Origin of the sequence: Coprococcus sp. OM06-34AC, assembly GCF_003462545.1 — a bacterium.
Classification (GTDB): Bacteria; Bacillota; Clostridia; order Lachnospirales; family Lachnospiraceae; genus Coprococcus; species Coprococcus aceti.
Genome location: NZ_QTZF01000001.1, coordinates 604,357 through 620,049 on the forward strand (window position 1 = coordinate 604,357; position 15,693 = coordinate 620,049).

Consider the following 15,693-nt stretch of genomic DNA (forward strand, 5'->3'; position numbering starts at 1 on the left):
TTACAGCCCCCTTTCTGAAACCTGTGCAGGTCTCTTGTACTCTCTAGTCTGCTCAAATGCATACGCTGCCCTGATAATGGTCTTTTCGTCAAATGCGTCTCCAACCATCTGCACACCTATAGGCATTCCATTCTTGTCAGTTCCACATGGAAGTGATATTCCCGGAAGTCCTGCAAGATTTACAGGAACAGTGTATACATCGCCCAGATACATCTTGATAGGATCTGAGAGTGACTCTCCCATCTTAAGTGCTGTTGTTGGAGCAACAGGTCCGAGGATGATATCATACTTCTCAAACGCCTTGTCATACGCCTGTTTGATGAGAGCCTTTGCCTTGAGAGCCTTTACGTAATACGCATCATAGTAACCTGAGCTCAGTACAAATGAACCGAGCATGATTCTTCTCTTTACCTCAGGGCCAAATCCCTCCGAACGGCTCTTCTTGTACATGTTGTGGAGATCTGTATACTCTGATGTTCTGTATCCATACTTTACTCCGTCAAATCTCTCAAGATTAGAGCTTGCCTCTGCTGATGCTATAATATAGTACGCAGGGATAGCATACTCAACCATACCGAGATCAAACTCCTCAACTATTGCACCCTTTGCCTTGAGCGCCTCAGCAACACCATATATAGCTTCCTTTATCTCAGGCTCAAGTCCCTCTGTGAAATAATCTCTCGGAAGTCCGATCTTAAGCCCCTTCACATCATCCACAAGTGCACTTGTGAAATCATTGTCATCTCTGTTCACTGATGTTGAGTCCTTCTTGTCATACTGTGATATGATCTCAAGTATCGTTGCACAGTCCTCAACATTCTTCGCAAGTGGCCCGATCTGGTCAAGTGATGAACCGTATGCTATAAGTCCGTATCTTGACACTCTTCCATAGGTTGGCTTGATTCCGGTAACACCGCAGAATGAAGCCGGCTGTCTGATAGATCCACCGGTATCTGAACCGAGGGCGCATGGTACCTCCTCACCGGCAACTGCTGCCGCTGATCCACCTGATGAACCGCCTGGGACTCTATCTGTATCCCATGGATTTCTTGTCTCGCCGAAATATGATGTCTCCGTTGTGCTTCCCATGGCAAACTCATCCATATTGGTATGCCCTACTATGACCGCTCCTGCTTCCTTGAGCTTTACAACGGCCTCAGCAGTATATGTCGGAACAAAATTTGACAGAATCTTGGATGAACAGCTTGTCTGCACACCCTCCTGGCACATATTGTCCTTTATTGCTATCGGCACTCCTGCAAGAGGACCATTGAGCTCTCCCGCATCTATCTTCTTCTGCACTTCCTCCGCCTGGGCAAGTGCTCCTTCACGATCAACCGTGACAAAACTATTATAATCTTTCTCGCACGCCTCGATGCTGTCAAGACAGGCCTGTGTCGCTTCAACTACGCTCACCTGTCCATCTTTAATAGCTTTTCCCAGCTCTACAGCCGTCATACCCATTAAATTCACTTCAGCCTACCTCCTAGTCAAATGTCTTTGGCACCTTGTAGCAGCCATCCTTCTGCTCTGGCGCATTCTTCAGCATGTTCTCTCTGTCGTCTCCATTTACAACAACGTCCTCACGGAACACATTGTTGTATGGGAATGTATGGCTCATAGCCTCCACACCGTCTGTATTAAGTTCATTCAGTTTGCTGACATAATCAAGCATGTCTGACATATCCTTCTTTGCCTGCTCCTTCTCCTCCGGGGAGAGCTCAAGCTTTGCAAGGATTCCAACATAATCAATTGTCTCATCAGTTATCGTCATGTTCTTGTTCTCCTATCTTATATGAGCAAAAATAAAGAATGTGCCTTCTTATTATTCTGTGTCAAATAATGTAAACACATTCTCCCGCCATGGTATTTTGTACCACAAAATTCCTCTAAAATATATCACATCCCAGGATATTATGCAAGACTATGGGCATTTTTACCTGTATTACGCAAAACACCGCCATGTAAAACGCTGCATACATGGCGGTGCTGTAACTCTATTTAAATTATCTCATCATCACTTCTGTTGAAGCGTCTGCTAAGCCTGACTATCTCCTGAACACGACCAAGCTGTAGCCCAGCTCTATGTCCTATTTCAATTGTCGTTGGATCTTCATCCGGGAAATCATTTCCCGGTACTCTGTGAAACTCTCCGCCATCTGCTCTCCTGACTTCCGATCCTGTATAAAGCATATCAGTTCCTGCATCCGACACACAGCCACACATCCGTTCAGCATTTTCAAAGTAGAATTCCTCATATACTCCATACGAATTTCTGAGTCCCGAGTTTGAATTTGCACTGAGTGTCCTTGTGATAAAGTTACTGTGAAGATGTGTCTGTGCATACAGTGTGTCAAAACATATCACACCAAAGTCCCCCATTAGCTCCGTTGCAGAGCTGCTTTGCAGCATATAACTGCTATGAGCTGCATAGTCTGAAAGCACATCCCATTATCATGGTTACCTCTCATTCAATGTCCGCCTTAACTATTTCGTCTCAAATACATAGTATTCAACAGACTTCCCGCATATTCGTTATAATAAAAAAATCCCCGAACAGATTCGACATAATTTTCACTATGTCTTATCCATCCGGGGATGAGCCAGGCAGGTCAGAATGGTCTCTCAATATCTGAATATCCTTACCAGGCTTTGACTGCTTTGTCACTTTTGCCCGCCTCCGTGTTCTTAAGTCTTCACTCTATGATACTCACTATCTCCTCAGAGTCAGCCTTGACTTTATATGTCTCACCTATGTCAAGTTTGTCATATATAGACTTTTCAACTTTATATGTCTTTTCCTTATCCTTCACTTCACATGTGACTTCATATTCAACTGATTTTTTCCCTAGCCTCTCCTTGTCTGTGAGCTGGGGATCCGGGTATTCCGGTGTCTTTCCACCGCCCTCGGCGGTCTCCGTCCTGTCGTACTTCCACCGCCATATTGTATAATAATACTTCGTCCTGTATATAGGCTTATCTCTATACACCGGAACAGACCTCGTTCTCGTCACATATCCATAATCGTCCACATCATTTGCAACTTCAGAGAAGGTTCCATCTCCATTGTCCTCATAGCTGTACTCCACATGGGAACCTATCACCTCATATGAATCATAGGTCTCCTCACGCTCACCAACATATTCCTGTTCAGTATGGTGCACCTCTTGTTTCGTGGTCTTTAGCGTGGCACCCTCGGGGAGTTCCCAGTCGTCTTCATCACACAGAAGATATTTCTCCACATCAACACTGGTCTTCCATGTCATATCCTTGACTGTGACTGTCCTCTTCTTTGGCATGGCTATGATCGCCGTAAGTCCGATTATAGCCGCTATCACAAGCATGCCGATCAGCACTATCTTCCATGCTCCAAATGAATGTCCACCTTTTCGATTGCCCTGGCCTCCGTTTTGTCCGCCGGCAGCCATTCCTGTACCAGATGCATTTCTGGCATTCCTTGCGTCCTGCTCTTTCCTGACGTCAAAATACGCCTTATCCTTCGCACCTCGTTCAGCACCGCAGCTGCTACACCGTGTATTGAGAGCAGAATTATAGTTTCCACAGTGATCACATAACCAGTCGGCACCTTTTCCCTTCGTCTGACTCTCCTCCGCGGACAAATACCGCACTCCATCCATATAGAACTTAACTTCCTGTCCCCTCGGCTTTCCGCAGGACGGACACTCACGCTTCGTTCCTTCTATATGTTTCGTACTACAATATGGGCAGTCCCAATACCCCATCACAAGTTTTCCCATATACAATATCCTCCCCGTATATACTACAGATAACTTACCTGCACAGAAGCATCGTAATCATGTGGTGTCTTGTTGTCAGTCTTGTGTCCAACGGCAAGAGCTATCTGGAATGAATATCCCTCCGGTATTGCAAGTGCCTTGTCAAAATATGCTTTCTTCTCCCCGTGAAGTGCATCATACACGCAACCGATTATCAGATTTCCGAGCCCCATGCTCTCTGCCGCTATAGCCATATTCTGAACTGCAATTCCTGAATCCACCTTGCTCCACTTGAAGTCATCCTCAGCGCTTAAGAATATGAGCACCGGAGCCTCATAATAGAAATTGTGAGGCTGCTTATCCTGTCCGCGAAGTGCACGCTTCTCTGCATCAAGCTCTTCCAGAATTGGAGCATCACCCTTAACAACTGTAAAATGTATCTCTTTCTTATTCATACCTGTAGGTCCCTGAAGCCCAGCTTCGATGACCTTCTCAAGCTGCTCCTTCGTAACCTCTTCATCACTGTATGCTCTCGCTGAGCTTCTCTTTTTTATTACCTCTAATACCTGATTATCCATTGTCTTTTACCTCCTATTCTGTCATTCCTATTCTGTCATTCCTATACCATTATCTCTATCTGATTATCCTCTATGCAGACCACACAGCTCTCATAGTATCCATCGCCTGTCGTCCGCGGTCCACTTGTCACCTCATAGCCATCCTCCGCAAGCTGTCTGGTAAGCTCATCCACTTTTTCTTTGCTTCCCACACTGAACGCTATATGTATCAATCCTGTTCTGTTAAGTGTCTTTTCAGGATCATCCATTCCCGGCCTGTTCATTATCTCAAGCCTTGCGCCATCATCAAATGTGAGAAAATATGAACGGAAGTCCGTCGTTTTATTATGATATCCCTCATTTGCTGATGCTCCCAGATATTTCTCAAAAAAATTCTTCGCAGCTTCAAGATCATTCACATACATCGCAACATGCTCAATTCTCATAAATGCAACTCCTCATTATCTTATACGCTACACTCAGCTAGCCAAACTACTATATGCATGCTTCTATAGGCATGCTATATAAGCTATTTTAACCCAATGCCACATTTTACACAATGGCATAAAAATATCACCTTTATCCATTTGTATGAATAAAGGTGATATCCCGTTAAAAGCAACGTCTGTAATCAGCCCGTTACACAATTTCATTCTTAGAGCATACCCTCAAGTGTCTCTCTGATAGCCTTGATAAAGTTCTCACTGTTGAGGACTGTTGGGTTCTCGAGAGTTGTGATGAGAGCCAGATCCTTTGTCATCTTGCCATCTTCTATAGTCTTGATGGTTGCAGCCTCGAGCTTGTCTGCAAAATCCTGAAGTGCCTGGATTCCATCAAGCTCTCCACGCTTTCTGAGTGCTCCTGACCATGCGAAGATAGTTGCAACTGAGTTGGTTGATGTCTCCTCACCGGCAAGGTGCTTGTAGTAATGTCTCATAACTGTTCCGTGTGCTGCCTCGTACTCATACTTTCCATCAGGGGATACGAGAACTGATGTCATCATGGCAAGTGAACCAAATGCTGATGAGATCATATCACTCATTACATCTCCATCATAATTCTTACATGCCCAGATGTAACCGCCTTCACTCTTCATAACACGGGCAACCGCATCATCTATAAGTGTGTAGAAGTACTCAATACCTGCTGCATCGAACTGCTCCTTATACTCTGCATCGAATATCTCCTGGAAGATATCCTTGAATGTATGGTCATACTTCTTTGATATGGTATCCTTTGTGGCAAACCACAATGTCTGCTTGGTATCAAGCGCATACTTGAAACAGCTTCTTGCAAAGCTCTCAATAGACTTGTCCACGTTGTGCTGTCCCTGAAGAACACCAGGGCCATCAAACTTATGTATAGTCTCCTTTATAACCTGTCCGTCATCGCCTGTGAATACAAGCTCTGCAGTTCCAGGACCTGGAACATCTATCTCTACGCTCTTGTATACATCACCATATGCATGTCTTGCGATGGTGATAGGCTTCTTCCAGTTCTTAACACATGGCTCGATTCCCTTTACTACGATAGGTGCTCTGAACACTGTACCATCAAGGATCGCTCTGATGGTTCCGTTAGGGCTCTTCCACATCTCCTTGAGATTGTACTCCTTAACTCTTGCCGCATTAGGTGTGATAGTAGCACACTTTACAGCTACGCCATACTTCTGTGTTGCGTATGCTGAGTCAAATGTTACCTTGTCATCTGTCTCATTTCTATGTACAAGTCCAAGGTCATAGTACTCTGACTTGAGATCGATAAATGGATAAATAAGCTCATCCTTTATATACTGCCAGAGAATTCTGGTCATCTCATCTCCATCCATCTCTACAAGTGGTGTGGTCATCTGAATCTTTTCCATGTTTTATGTCCTCCATCTTTGTGTTTTCTAAGTTTTGTTATATACTCACTGCCGATTATAAACTATAAGGGGCTATATTTCTAGTTTTTTTGAATTATACATACCAATTATTAATTTTCTTAAGCCCTATAACCATATTCTTGATCAGCTATTTTTTTCAGCCTTACACATATCCATATATTCCTCTCACGGATACTTCCCCGGATATTATATCGTGAACCTCGCCATCGGCATCCCTCACCAGAAGTCCGCCATCCTTTGAAAGTCCAAGCGCCGTGTACTCTGTCTTTTTATCCCCCTCTATTATATACACCTGCTTATCCCTGTTCACAAGATAACTGTTGTACTCATCAACAAGGAATCCCAGGTCCTTATTCTTTATAAATTCGTCATATAGCTTTTCAAATTCATTTGACACCTGTGCAATGAACCATGATCTGTCACAGCCCTTGCCATTTTCCAGCAGTATTGATGTGGCCTTGTCTGCTATGTCCTCAGGGAAGCTTCGGTTATACACGTTTATGCCTATTCCCACAACAACATAGCTTATGTCAGTTCCCTCGGAACTCATCTCTGTGAGGATTCCGACCAGTTTTTTTCCATCAGACAACACATCATTCGGCCATTTAATCTGAGGCTTTACTCCATCCACCTTGCTGAACGCTCTGGCAAGTGCCACCGCCGACACCAGAGTTATCCTTGACACACAGGAAATATCTATGTCCGGCTTGAGCAGATACGACATGGATATTGTCGTGCCCTTATCAGAATTCCAACTGTGGCCTCTTCGTCCCTTTCCTGCAGTCTGCTCATTTGCCACGAACAGAGCTCCGTGAACACAGTCAGTTTCCCCGACTATCTTGGCACGGGTGTTCGTTGAATCCGTCTCATCATAATAGTAAAGCTTTCTGGCAAATGTTCTGGTCTCAAGATACTTTGAGATCTTCTCCTCAGACATTACATCAGGCTCACTCACCAATCTGTATCCCTTGTTGTTCACGCCCTCGATCACATAACCTTCATTCTTGAGTGCCTGTATGTTCTTCCACACCGCTGTTCTGGATACCCCCAACAGCTCACAGAGCTCCTGTCCTGACACATATCCACCACTGTTCTGCAGCTTTTCAAGTATTTTATTCTTCATCAGTTCTTACCTTCTCTCTCAGGATATCGTATACCGCCTCACATTTGCCTTTTGCTCCGGCAAATGGAACTATGTAACTCTCCCTGCCTCTGTCAAACTTAATTATATAATACTTCAATTCAGGATCAGGCTCTATCATGATATACCCTGTAATAGTCTCATACGGTATCACCTTACTGCCTCTCTTCTGAATGATCGTTACAACATCCTGACCAAACAGATATGTCATATCATATGCAGACTTTCTAAATGAAGCCTTGACCACATAAAATCCATATGCCATGGCCGCAATCGCAATAGCAGCCTTTATCATTCTGTAGTGACCTCCCATAGCCCACCACACAAGCGCTATACCTGCCAGTACAAATATTATGCCAACCACCCTGTACGCTATCCTGGTGCTCTTTCTCTTGACTACCTTCTGTCTGATGATTCCATCTGCCTGAGTCTCCTGTTCTTCACGCCTTGCGCGCTCCAGCTCGTCCACGAGCTTTCCAGCCTGTCTGACAAGCACCTTCTGCCTGTAGGCTCTCGAAGTACCATTCTCTATGCTGCTTATATTTCTAATCTCTTCTCTGTGTTTTTTATTGTTCTTTTTTTTATCACTATCTCTGCTCATTCCATATCCCCCGCCAGGTCATTGTCGTTATCGATATTATCCCGGGTTGTATCCATGCGCTTTATGCACAATTATTTTCTCTTTTTTCATCACTTTTACGACTATACTTATATTAGTTCAGAGGCTAATATATATCAAGTTTTCAGCATTACAAAAGTGTTTACATTTTACCACGTTTAATCACCTTTTTTCCATATATAAAATCATTAAAAGGTGATTAACTAGCAAATACACGATATCGTGAAAACAAGCAATTTATGCACAAACAACTGGATTTTTGAGAGGTGAATCACATGAAGAATTTTATTGCGCGCATCAGTGGCACAAAAGACCTCACTGAAGGAAAGCCTTCAAAGCTTATATTGAACTTTGGTCTGCCCCTTCTCTTTGGTCTGATATTTCAGCAGTTTTATAATATGGTAGATTCTGTCATAGTCGGGCAGAAGCTTGGGACTGACGCGCTGGCGGCTGTGGGTTCCACCGGAAGCATCAACTTCATGATACTCGGTTTCTGTATAGGAATCTGCAACGGATTTGCAATACCTGTTGCACAGGCTTACGGTGCGAAGGATTTCAAGGCTCTTAAGGCTTATATAATCAACAGTATATGGTCATCCGTTGCACTGGCTGCTGTTATAACAGTGGCAGTAAGTATCTTTACCATGCAGATACTCAAGGCTCTCAGAACACCTTCGAATATCATCGATGATGCATATATATACATATTTATAATATTCCTGGGCATTCCGGCAACCTTCCTCTACAACCTGACTGCCGGAATACTGAGATCACTCGGAGACAGTATCACACCTGTCATATTCCTTGTGGGTTCATCAATTGTCAACATAATACTTGATCTTATACTTGTTGTTCCTATGGGCGTCGCCGGAGCTGCAGTTGCCACAGTAGCTTCACAGGCAGTGTCAGGAATCATATGTACGATATACATGACAAAGAAACTGAAGTATCTTGAATTCAGTAAAGAGGATTGGACATTCAGCATGCGCCACTGCCTTAAGCTCTGCGGTATGGGTCTGCCTATGGGCCTGCAGTACAGCATAACCGCCATAGGCAGTGTCATTCTTCAGACCGCAGTCAATGATATGGGTTCAACATATGTTGCAGCCGTATCAGCAGGAAGCAAGATTTCCATGTTCATGTGCTGTCCTTTCGATGCAATGGGCTCCACCATGGCAACATACGGAGGTCAGAATGTTGGTGCCAGACGTCTTGACCGTGTTGATCAGGGACTTAAAGCCTGTATCAAGATGGGAATCATATATGCCCTCGTGGCTCTGGCTTTCTCCATCGTATTCGGAAAGCAGCTTGCACTTCTCTTTGTAAAGAAGGAACAGATTGAGCTTATCGGCTACATATATGAATTCGTAGTTATCAACGCCGCATTCTACATATTCCTGGCTCTTGTGAATATCGTAAGATTCATGATACAGGGGCTTGGATACTCGACTTTCGCCATACTTGCAGGCATATGTGAGATGATTGCCCGTTCTGTTGCCGGTTTCGTGCTGGTGCCTCATTTCGGTTTCATCTGCGTATCACTAGGAAGTCCGCTTGCATGGGTATGTGCTGATCTCTTCCTGATACCTGCGTACCTGTGGGTTATGAAACAGCTGAGACGAAAATTCGGGGGAAATAAAATCAGCCGTGCAAAGTCCGCAACGGCAACAATATAATCGGTTTATGAACAGACTCACTTGTGTCTCGATCACATGTGAGTCTGTTTCATTTGCACCCTATTGGGATACTAAAGTCTGTTCTGCATCCTTTCCTGTTTCGGAGTGATTCCCCTCCACTTTTTATACACACGGATAAAATAACTGCTGTCCGAAAAACCATTTTCCTGCGCGATATATTCCATGGAATAATCCGAATACAGCAGCATGTTCTGCGCCTTGTTGAGCCTTATATACAATATGTATTCCTTACACGATCTTCCATAACGAGCCTTAAATGATCTGGCAAAGTGTGAATAACTCATACTGCACATTTCTGCCAGATCTTGAACCTCTATCTGTTCTGACGAATGCGCATCTATATATTCCAGTATGTGATTGAAATACACATCACCATCCGACCTCTTATGCTTAAAATCTCCATTTGTTTTCATTTGTCTTGCCATGATGATGAGCAGCTTATATATCCCAGACTGAACCGCAAGCATGTACATCTCCCGCTTTTCCGTATACTCCTCAAATATATCCTGAACAATATCTGCCATACTTTCTTTTAGTTTTTCAGACCTTATAACCATACAGAAATCTGTAGTCTCCGTCCTGTATACAAAGCAATCATACATTTTCCTTATATAAGTCTGGGGAATGCCCAGTGTATACATATTAAACTTTATGACCGCATACTTCACCGGCTCCTTACAGGTCTTATCCGCCTTTATACTGTGGAGCTGCAGCGGATATAGATAGCACATATCCCCTTTTCTGAGAACCGTCTCTCCATCATTGCAGATCACCCGGATAGATCCGCTGACTATATAAAGCATCTCACTGTAATAGTGCCAGTGCAATTCAGAATGCACACAATCTGTGTAAAATATATCATATGGCTGTTTCATCTCATCAATGTACTCAAATATTTCCATAGCAGTCTCCCCCTACGATCCAAGTTGTATCATGATAGGTTTATACTATTTTTTGCTCTTTATATAATACAATTATTACATTTATTTGTATATGATAAAAGCATATCAAACACATACTAATGAAGGAGAAAATAAGATGCAGAAAGCAGCAAACAAGCACATATCGCATTCAGCACAGAATCTGCTGGATTATTTATCGGAGATTTCTGGTAAAAAGATAATAACAGGTCAGCACACACAGACCAATTCTATGGAGGAGATTGACTATATATACGAACAGACAGGCAAATGTCCGGCACTCAGAGGTTTCGAGCTGCTTGGATACTCGCCAAACATAAACTATAATGATGCATCCGCAGAATGTCTCACAGAGGTATATGAAAATCAGGATACCCTTGACACCGCTCTCGAATGGGCAAAGAAAACAAATGGCATTGTCACTTTCACATTTCACTGGTTCTCTCCGATTGGAGGTCGTGACAAGAGTTTCTACACAGAGCACACTGACTTCGACGCTGAAAAGGTGCTCATTCCAGGAACAAGAGAACGTGATGCTTTCTACCACGATATGGACATCATCGCAAAGGAACTCCGAAGATTCCAGCTTGAAGATATCCCGGTTCTGTGGAGACCTTTCCACGAGTCCGAGGGCACCTGGTTCTGGTGGGGTGCCAAAGGTCCTGCTGTTGCGGCAAAGCTCTACAGACTCATGTTCGACTACTATACAAATGTACTGAACATCAACAACCTTATATGGGTATGGAACTGTCCTACAAAAGGCGTATACCCTGGAGATGACTTCGTTGATATTGTCTCCATGGACATATATCTGCCGGAATACACAGCAACCGATTACAGTGAAGAATACACAAAGCTTGTAGAAGCTACCTCTCCGAACAAGGTTGCCGCCCTTACCGAAGTTGGATATATACCGGATATACATCTTCTGGAGAAGTCACACACTCCATGGGCATACTACATGACATGGTCTGAAGAATTCTGCATAGGAGAAAAATTCAATTCCAACGAAAATCTTAAGGCTATGTATGACAGCCAATATGCTGTTACCGGAAAGTAAGTGGGTAAGTCTGTTATATGTAACGGCTGTAATGCTCACTTTATAAAACGACTTCAAAAATCGTTCCTCCAGACGGATTAGACTTAACTGCAATATTGCCATCGTGCGCTATAACGATCTCACGGACAAGAGCAAGACCCAGTCCTACACCGCCAAGCTCACGGCTTCTGGATTTATCCACGCGAAAGAAAGGTTCAAACACGCGATCCTTAAGTTCTTCCGGGATACCATTTCCGGTATCCTCCACTGACAGGTAAACGTGTTTTCCCTTCTGACGCGCTGTTACTGTAACCCGTCCTCCTGTGCGGTTATATTTTATAGCATTCTCAACAAGATTGTATAACATCCTGTAAATGAGGATATCACTTCCTATCATCGTCACATCCGTACATTCTCCAATAAGTTCTATATCCTTTTCCTGTGCAAGCGGTTCCAGATCTGCCAATACCTCATCAACAAGTGCGTCGACCATTATTGTATCATCCCGGCTCACAGTCTGAAGCTCACTCATATCAAGAAGAGTCTTTACCATTTTGCTGAGTCTCTCATTCTGTTCAGTGACCATCTTTATCGTCTGCAGAGTAACTTCATCATCTCCCGGATGCCGGGCAGAATTATATGAATCAAGCTGTATCTGCATTAAAGACAGCGGAGTTCTGAGCTCATGTGCTGCATTTGCAGTAAACTGTCTCTGTATCTCAAATGCATCCGAGAGGCGTTCAAGCATCTTGTTATATGAAACGCTGAGCTGGTTCAGTTCTTTAACATTGTTTTCTTCTATTCGTGAATCCGCCAGATTCTGTGCCTGTACCTCTTCAATTTTATCAGAAAACTCACTGATAGGCTTTAGTGCATGCCCACTTATAAAATACGTGGCTACTCCGCCAAGCAGGGCCAGCAAGGCAGAAATTATCAGGCTGTTTTTCTTATAATCTGCCTTATTATTGTACACCTTAACAGAAAAATCATTTGCAAATTCATCCCACTTATCCTCCGGAATACTGATATATATTTCATCAGTACCGCTCCCATTATCATCTCCCTGGGCATCAACGGTTTCTTGCAGAGAATCAATATAATACACGCCATTTTTATAGACAAGCAAAGTAAGGCATCCACATATAAGCGCAATATATAATGTGATTATACAGGTAAGCCTCCACTGCAGCGACATTCTTTTCATCTGTCGGACTCCTCTCGTATTTTATAGCCTTCTCCCACCTTGTTCAAAATCGGATCATATCCAAGCACTGCCTTAAGCTTTCTTCTCAGCGAAGACATATGTACTCTGATTGATCCACTGAAGCTGTCAACCGAAGCATCCCAGACATGCTCCATCAATTCCTCCTGGCTTACCGGTCTGCCCAGATTAAGAAGCAGATATTCCAGGATTCCATTTTCTTTTCTTGTAAGGGGAACCTTCTCTCCTTTTGCGTATGCCTCACGTTTTATCGTATCAAACTTTATCCCGCCACTTTCCAGACATACATCCTTCTGTACAAATTTTCTTCTTGTAAGACTTCTGATACGCGCCTCAAGCTCCTGCAGATGAAATGGTTTTTCCATATAATCATTTGCACCTGCATCCAGCCCTTCAACCTTATCCGCAATTTGTCCCCTCGCAGATAATATGATAACCTTTGTCTCCTCATTTTTCTGTCTGAGTTCCTTTAAAATCTCCATTCCATCCATACCCGGCAGATTCAGATCCAGAACGATCAGGTCATATTCCTCTGACAGAATGCATTCAAGAGCCTCTTCTCCGTCATAACAGGTATCCACCTCATACCCGGCATCATACAGGCTTTTCGCAACCATATCACATATCTGCTTCTCATCTTCAACTATCAATAATCTCAAAACTGTCACCTGTTTCTTAACAAAAATCCTTCTTAACAAAAATTTTACAACAGCTATTGTATAATATCCAAGTCAGCTGGTCAACAAACACAATCATGAAAGGAGCTGCAATAACTTGAAGTACAGGAAAATATCTCAGATCATTTTACTCATCACGGGTATGGCAATGATCAGCTATGGTGCAGTCAGAGGTGAAGCGGCTGCCGTGCTCAGCAAAGCAATAAAATTATGTCTGGAGTGTGTAGGAATTGGATAAGAACAAATCACTGTCAAAAAAAACAGCCAGAATACGCGGATGGATACAGGCAGCAGCCACGCTGCTTACCAATATTCACATCCCCAATTTATTTAAAGGCAAGATCTATCAGGGCAATGCAAAAACAGTATGCGTACCAGGACTAAACTGTTACTCCTGTCCTGCTGCAACAGGAGCGTGTCCCATTGGTGCATTTCAGGCGGTCGTCGGATCATCCAAATTTAAATTTTCTTACTACATAACCGGTTTTTTCATTTTAATCGGTGTGATCCTCGGAAGATTTATATGTGGGTTTTTGTGTCCATTTGGATGGTTTCAGGATCTGCTTCACAAAATCCCCGGGAAAAAGTTTTCCACAGCCAGGCTGAAACCACTAAGATACCTGAAATATATAATCCTTATTGTTTTCGTTATACTTCTGCCGATGCTTGTAACGAACTCCATAGGAATGGGAGACCCGTTCTTCTGTAAGTATATTTGTCCACAAGGTGTTCTGGAAGGTGCTATACCACTTTCACTCGGAAATGCAGCTATACGCTCTGCTCTTGGAAAGCTGTTTTCATTTAAATGCCTTATTTTAATTACAGTTGTCGTTCTGAGTATTCTGTTCTACAGACCCTTCTGTAAATGGATTTGTCCTCTCGGCGCAATCTACTCATTATTCAACAAGGTCAGCCTTATGAGTATCAAGGTTGAAAGCAGCAAATGTGTCGGATGCGGTAAGTGTTCAAAGGCATGCAAAATGGATGTAGATGTATGCAAAACACCAAATCATCCGGAATGCATACGATGCGGAGCATGTATGAAGGCATGTCCAAAAGATGCGATCCACTATCAGTTTATGGGAAAGCCATGTTCCCAAAAAGGACATAAGCAATCTTCCAAAACCAACATGTAACAATCAACCACACTAATATTATTTAAAGGAGCAATTATTTATGAAGACAAAAAAAACATTAATATCTATTATCACTCTCTGTGCAGCATTATCTCTCACGGCATGTAACGGATCAGGATCTGCCACAACTGAGAGTTCACCAAAAACCCAGGCAGAAGTCACCACTGAAGCTGCGGACGATTCCAACACGAAGCTGGATGATTTATATCAACAGGAGAACCAGATCTTTGCAGATCACCAGGATGTATGGAACAAGGTATTTGGCATGATGAATAAAAGCAGCGCTGATCCAAGCGGAGATTATGCCGATTATCTGGCCAGCGCCGTTGAATCAAACAAGGAATCCTTTACAGATGATGAACTTAAAACACTTAACGATGATATTGAAACCATCAGACAGATTGAAAAGCAGATATCCGAAATCGAAAATAATAATACAGGATCAGATAGCACCGACCAGAACGACAGTTCCGAAGAAATCACACCTTTCAATAGTTTCTCCGGCAAGGATTTGGATGGTAATTCTGTTGACGAAAGCCTGTTTTCCAATAATGCAGTAACTGTCGTTAATTTCTGGTTTACCGGCTGCAAGCCTTGTGTCGCAGAATTATCCAAGCTTAATGAATTGAACGATGCCATCAAATCGATGGGAGGCGAGGTAGTAGGTATCAACACAGAGACATTTGACGGAAACGAAGATGCTATCAAGGAAGCCGCAGCCATTCTTGACAGCCAGGGTGCAAAATACCGCAATATCTCCGTTGACTCTGATTCTAGCATAGGCAAATATGCCTCCGACATCATGGCATTTCCTACAACCATACTAGTCGATAGAAATGGTAATATTGTCGGAGATCCTATGCTTGGAGGTATCGACGATCAGGCTAACTACGACTCTCTCATGAAACAGATCCAGTCAGTGATCGACGCTGATAACAAGGATAAATAATTATAGTTGACTTTAAATTGAATATACTAATGAAAGGACAAGAAGCCTTTCTGCTTTTCAAAAAAAGGTCATCTGGTTTTCAAGAAACCAGATGACCTTTTCCCGTGCAATAAA

General features: G+C 43.1%; 17 protein-coding genes. 5 read left to right on the top strand and 12 right to left on the bottom strand.

The genetic code is table 11. The features are described from left to right. The 9 genes from gatA to DXB91_RS02680 form a co-directional block, all read right to left on the bottom strand. Positions 1 to 1,464: an Asp-tRNA(Asn)/Glu-tRNA(Gln) amidotransferase subunit GatA gene (gene gatA, locus DXB91_RS02640; protein ID WP_199414254.1), complete on the bottom strand. Its 1,464-nt coding sequence runs from the start codon at positions 1,462 to 1,464 to the stop codon at positions 1 to 3. 22 nt (positions 1,465 to 1,486) lie between these two features. Beyond that, positions 1,487 to 1,774: an Asp-tRNA(Asn)/Glu-tRNA(Gln) amidotransferase subunit GatC gene (gene gatC, locus DXB91_RS02645; RefSeq protein WP_015533226.1), complete on the bottom strand. Its 288-nt coding sequence runs from the start codon at positions 1,772 to 1,774 to the stop codon at positions 1,487 to 1,489. Positions 1,775 to 2,001: 227 nt separating this feature from the next. Then, positions 2,002 to 2,367 carry a hypothetical protein gene (locus DXB91_RS14350; protein ID WP_243003494.1) on the bottom strand — a complete coding sequence of 122 codons (366 nt, stop codon included), beginning with the start codon at positions 2,365 to 2,367 and terminating at the stop codon, positions 2,002 to 2,004. Between the two features lie 329 nt (positions 2,368 to 2,696). Further along, positions 2,697 to 3,758: a zinc finger Ran-binding domain-containing protein gene (locus DXB91_RS02655; protein WP_118016742.1), complete on the bottom strand. Its 1,062-nt coding sequence runs from the start codon at positions 3,756 to 3,758 to the stop codon at positions 2,697 to 2,699. 23 nt (positions 3,759 to 3,781) lie between these two features. Continuing rightward, the gene (locus tag DXB91_RS02660; RefSeq protein WP_055273609.1) at positions 3,782 to 4,315 is read right to left on the bottom strand and encodes a nitroreductase family protein; all 534 of its coding nucleotides are present in this window, start codon (positions 4,313 to 4,315) and stop codon (positions 3,782 to 3,784) included. A 41-nt stretch (positions 4,316 to 4,356) separates the two neighbouring features. Beyond that, positions 4,357 to 4,740: a VOC family protein gene (locus tag DXB91_RS02665; protein ID WP_118016743.1), complete on the bottom strand. Its 384-nt coding sequence runs from the start codon at positions 4,738 to 4,740 to the stop codon at positions 4,357 to 4,359. Between the two features lie 209 nt (positions 4,741 to 4,949). Next, a complete protein-coding gene (locus tag DXB91_RS02670) occupies positions 4,950 to 6,158 on the bottom strand; it encodes an NADP-dependent isocitrate dehydrogenase (protein WP_015533231.1) in 1,209 nt (402 codons plus the stop codon). 163 nt (positions 6,159 to 6,321) lie between these two features. Continuing rightward, positions 6,322 to 7,302, bottom strand: coding sequence for a biotin--[acetyl-CoA-carboxylase] ligase (locus DXB91_RS02675; RefSeq protein ID WP_118016744.1), 981 nt, complete (start codon positions 7,300 to 7,302; stop codon positions 6,322 to 6,324). After that, the gene (locus DXB91_RS02680) at positions 7,292 to 7,921 is read right to left on the bottom strand and encodes a hypothetical protein (protein WP_055143903.1); all 630 of its coding nucleotides are present in this window, start codon (positions 7,919 to 7,921) and stop codon (positions 7,292 to 7,294) included. Before DXB91_RS02680 ends, DXB91_RS02675 begins: the two co-directional genes overlap by 11 nt. A gap of 293 nt (positions 7,922 to 8,214) precedes the next feature. Between DXB91_RS02680 and DXB91_RS02685 the strand changes: the two genes are divergently transcribed. Beyond that, positions 8,215 to 9,615 carry an MATE family efflux transporter gene (locus tag DXB91_RS02685; RefSeq protein WP_055273615.1) on the top strand — a complete coding sequence of 467 codons (1,401 nt, stop codon included), beginning with the start codon at positions 8,215 to 8,217 and terminating at the stop codon, positions 9,613 to 9,615. Between the two features lie 71 nt (positions 9,616 to 9,686). On the opposite strand, the gene DXB91_RS02690 is transcribed toward DXB91_RS02685, so the two are convergent. Continuing rightward, the gene (locus DXB91_RS02690) at positions 9,687 to 10,538 is read right to left on the bottom strand and encodes an AraC family transcriptional regulator (protein ID WP_118016745.1); all 852 of its coding nucleotides are present in this window, start codon (positions 10,536 to 10,538) and stop codon (positions 9,687 to 9,689) included. Between the two features lie 136 nt (positions 10,539 to 10,674). Here DXB91_RS02690 and DXB91_RS02695 point away from each other — a divergent pair, with 136 nt between their 5' ends. Continuing rightward, positions 10,675 to 11,616 (top strand): glycosyl hydrolase, encoded by a 942-nt coding sequence (locus tag DXB91_RS02695; protein ID WP_015533237.1) that lies wholly within the window; start codon positions 10,675 to 10,677, stop codon positions 11,614 to 11,616. A gap of 40 nt (positions 11,617 to 11,656) precedes the next feature. On the opposite strand, the gene DXB91_RS02700 is transcribed toward DXB91_RS02695, so the two are convergent. Both DXB91_RS02700 and DXB91_RS02705 read right to left on the bottom strand, forming a co-directional pair. Beyond that, positions 11,657 to 12,799, bottom strand: a complete 1,143-nt coding sequence (locus DXB91_RS02700) for a HAMP domain-containing sensor histidine kinase (protein WP_118016746.1) — start codon at positions 12,797 to 12,799, stop codon at positions 11,657 to 11,659. Next, positions 12,796 to 13,434, bottom strand: coding sequence for a response regulator transcription factor (locus tag DXB91_RS02705; RefSeq protein ID WP_243003504.1), 639 nt, complete (start codon positions 13,432 to 13,434; stop codon positions 12,796 to 12,798). Before DXB91_RS02705 ends, DXB91_RS02700 begins: the two co-directional genes overlap by 4 nt. A gap of 157 nt (positions 13,435 to 13,591) precedes the next feature. On the opposite strand from DXB91_RS02705, the gene DXB91_RS02710 reads away from it, so the two are divergent. From DXB91_RS02710 to DXB91_RS02720, 3 genes are read left to right on the top strand one after another with little or no spacing between them, the layout of a single operon-like run. Further along, positions 13,592 to 13,732 carry a CD1871A family CXXC motif-containing protein gene (locus tag DXB91_RS02710; protein ID WP_243003495.1) on the top strand — a complete coding sequence of 47 codons (141 nt, stop codon included), beginning with the start codon at positions 13,592 to 13,594 and terminating at the stop codon, positions 13,730 to 13,732. Next, entirely contained in the window at positions 13,725 to 14,630 is a 906-nt protein-coding gene (locus DXB91_RS02715) for a 4Fe-4S binding protein (RefSeq protein ID WP_118016748.1), read from the top strand. The genes DXB91_RS02710 and DXB91_RS02715 overlap by 8 nt, the downstream gene beginning before the upstream one ends. 40 nt (positions 14,631 to 14,670) lie before the next feature. Further along, on the top strand, positions 14,671 to 15,579 hold the full coding sequence (locus DXB91_RS02720; protein WP_118016749.1) for a redoxin domain-containing protein: 909 nt from the start codon (positions 14,671 to 14,673) through the stop codon (positions 15,577 to 15,579). The last annotated feature ends 114 nt before the right edge of the window (positions 15,580 to 15,693 follow it).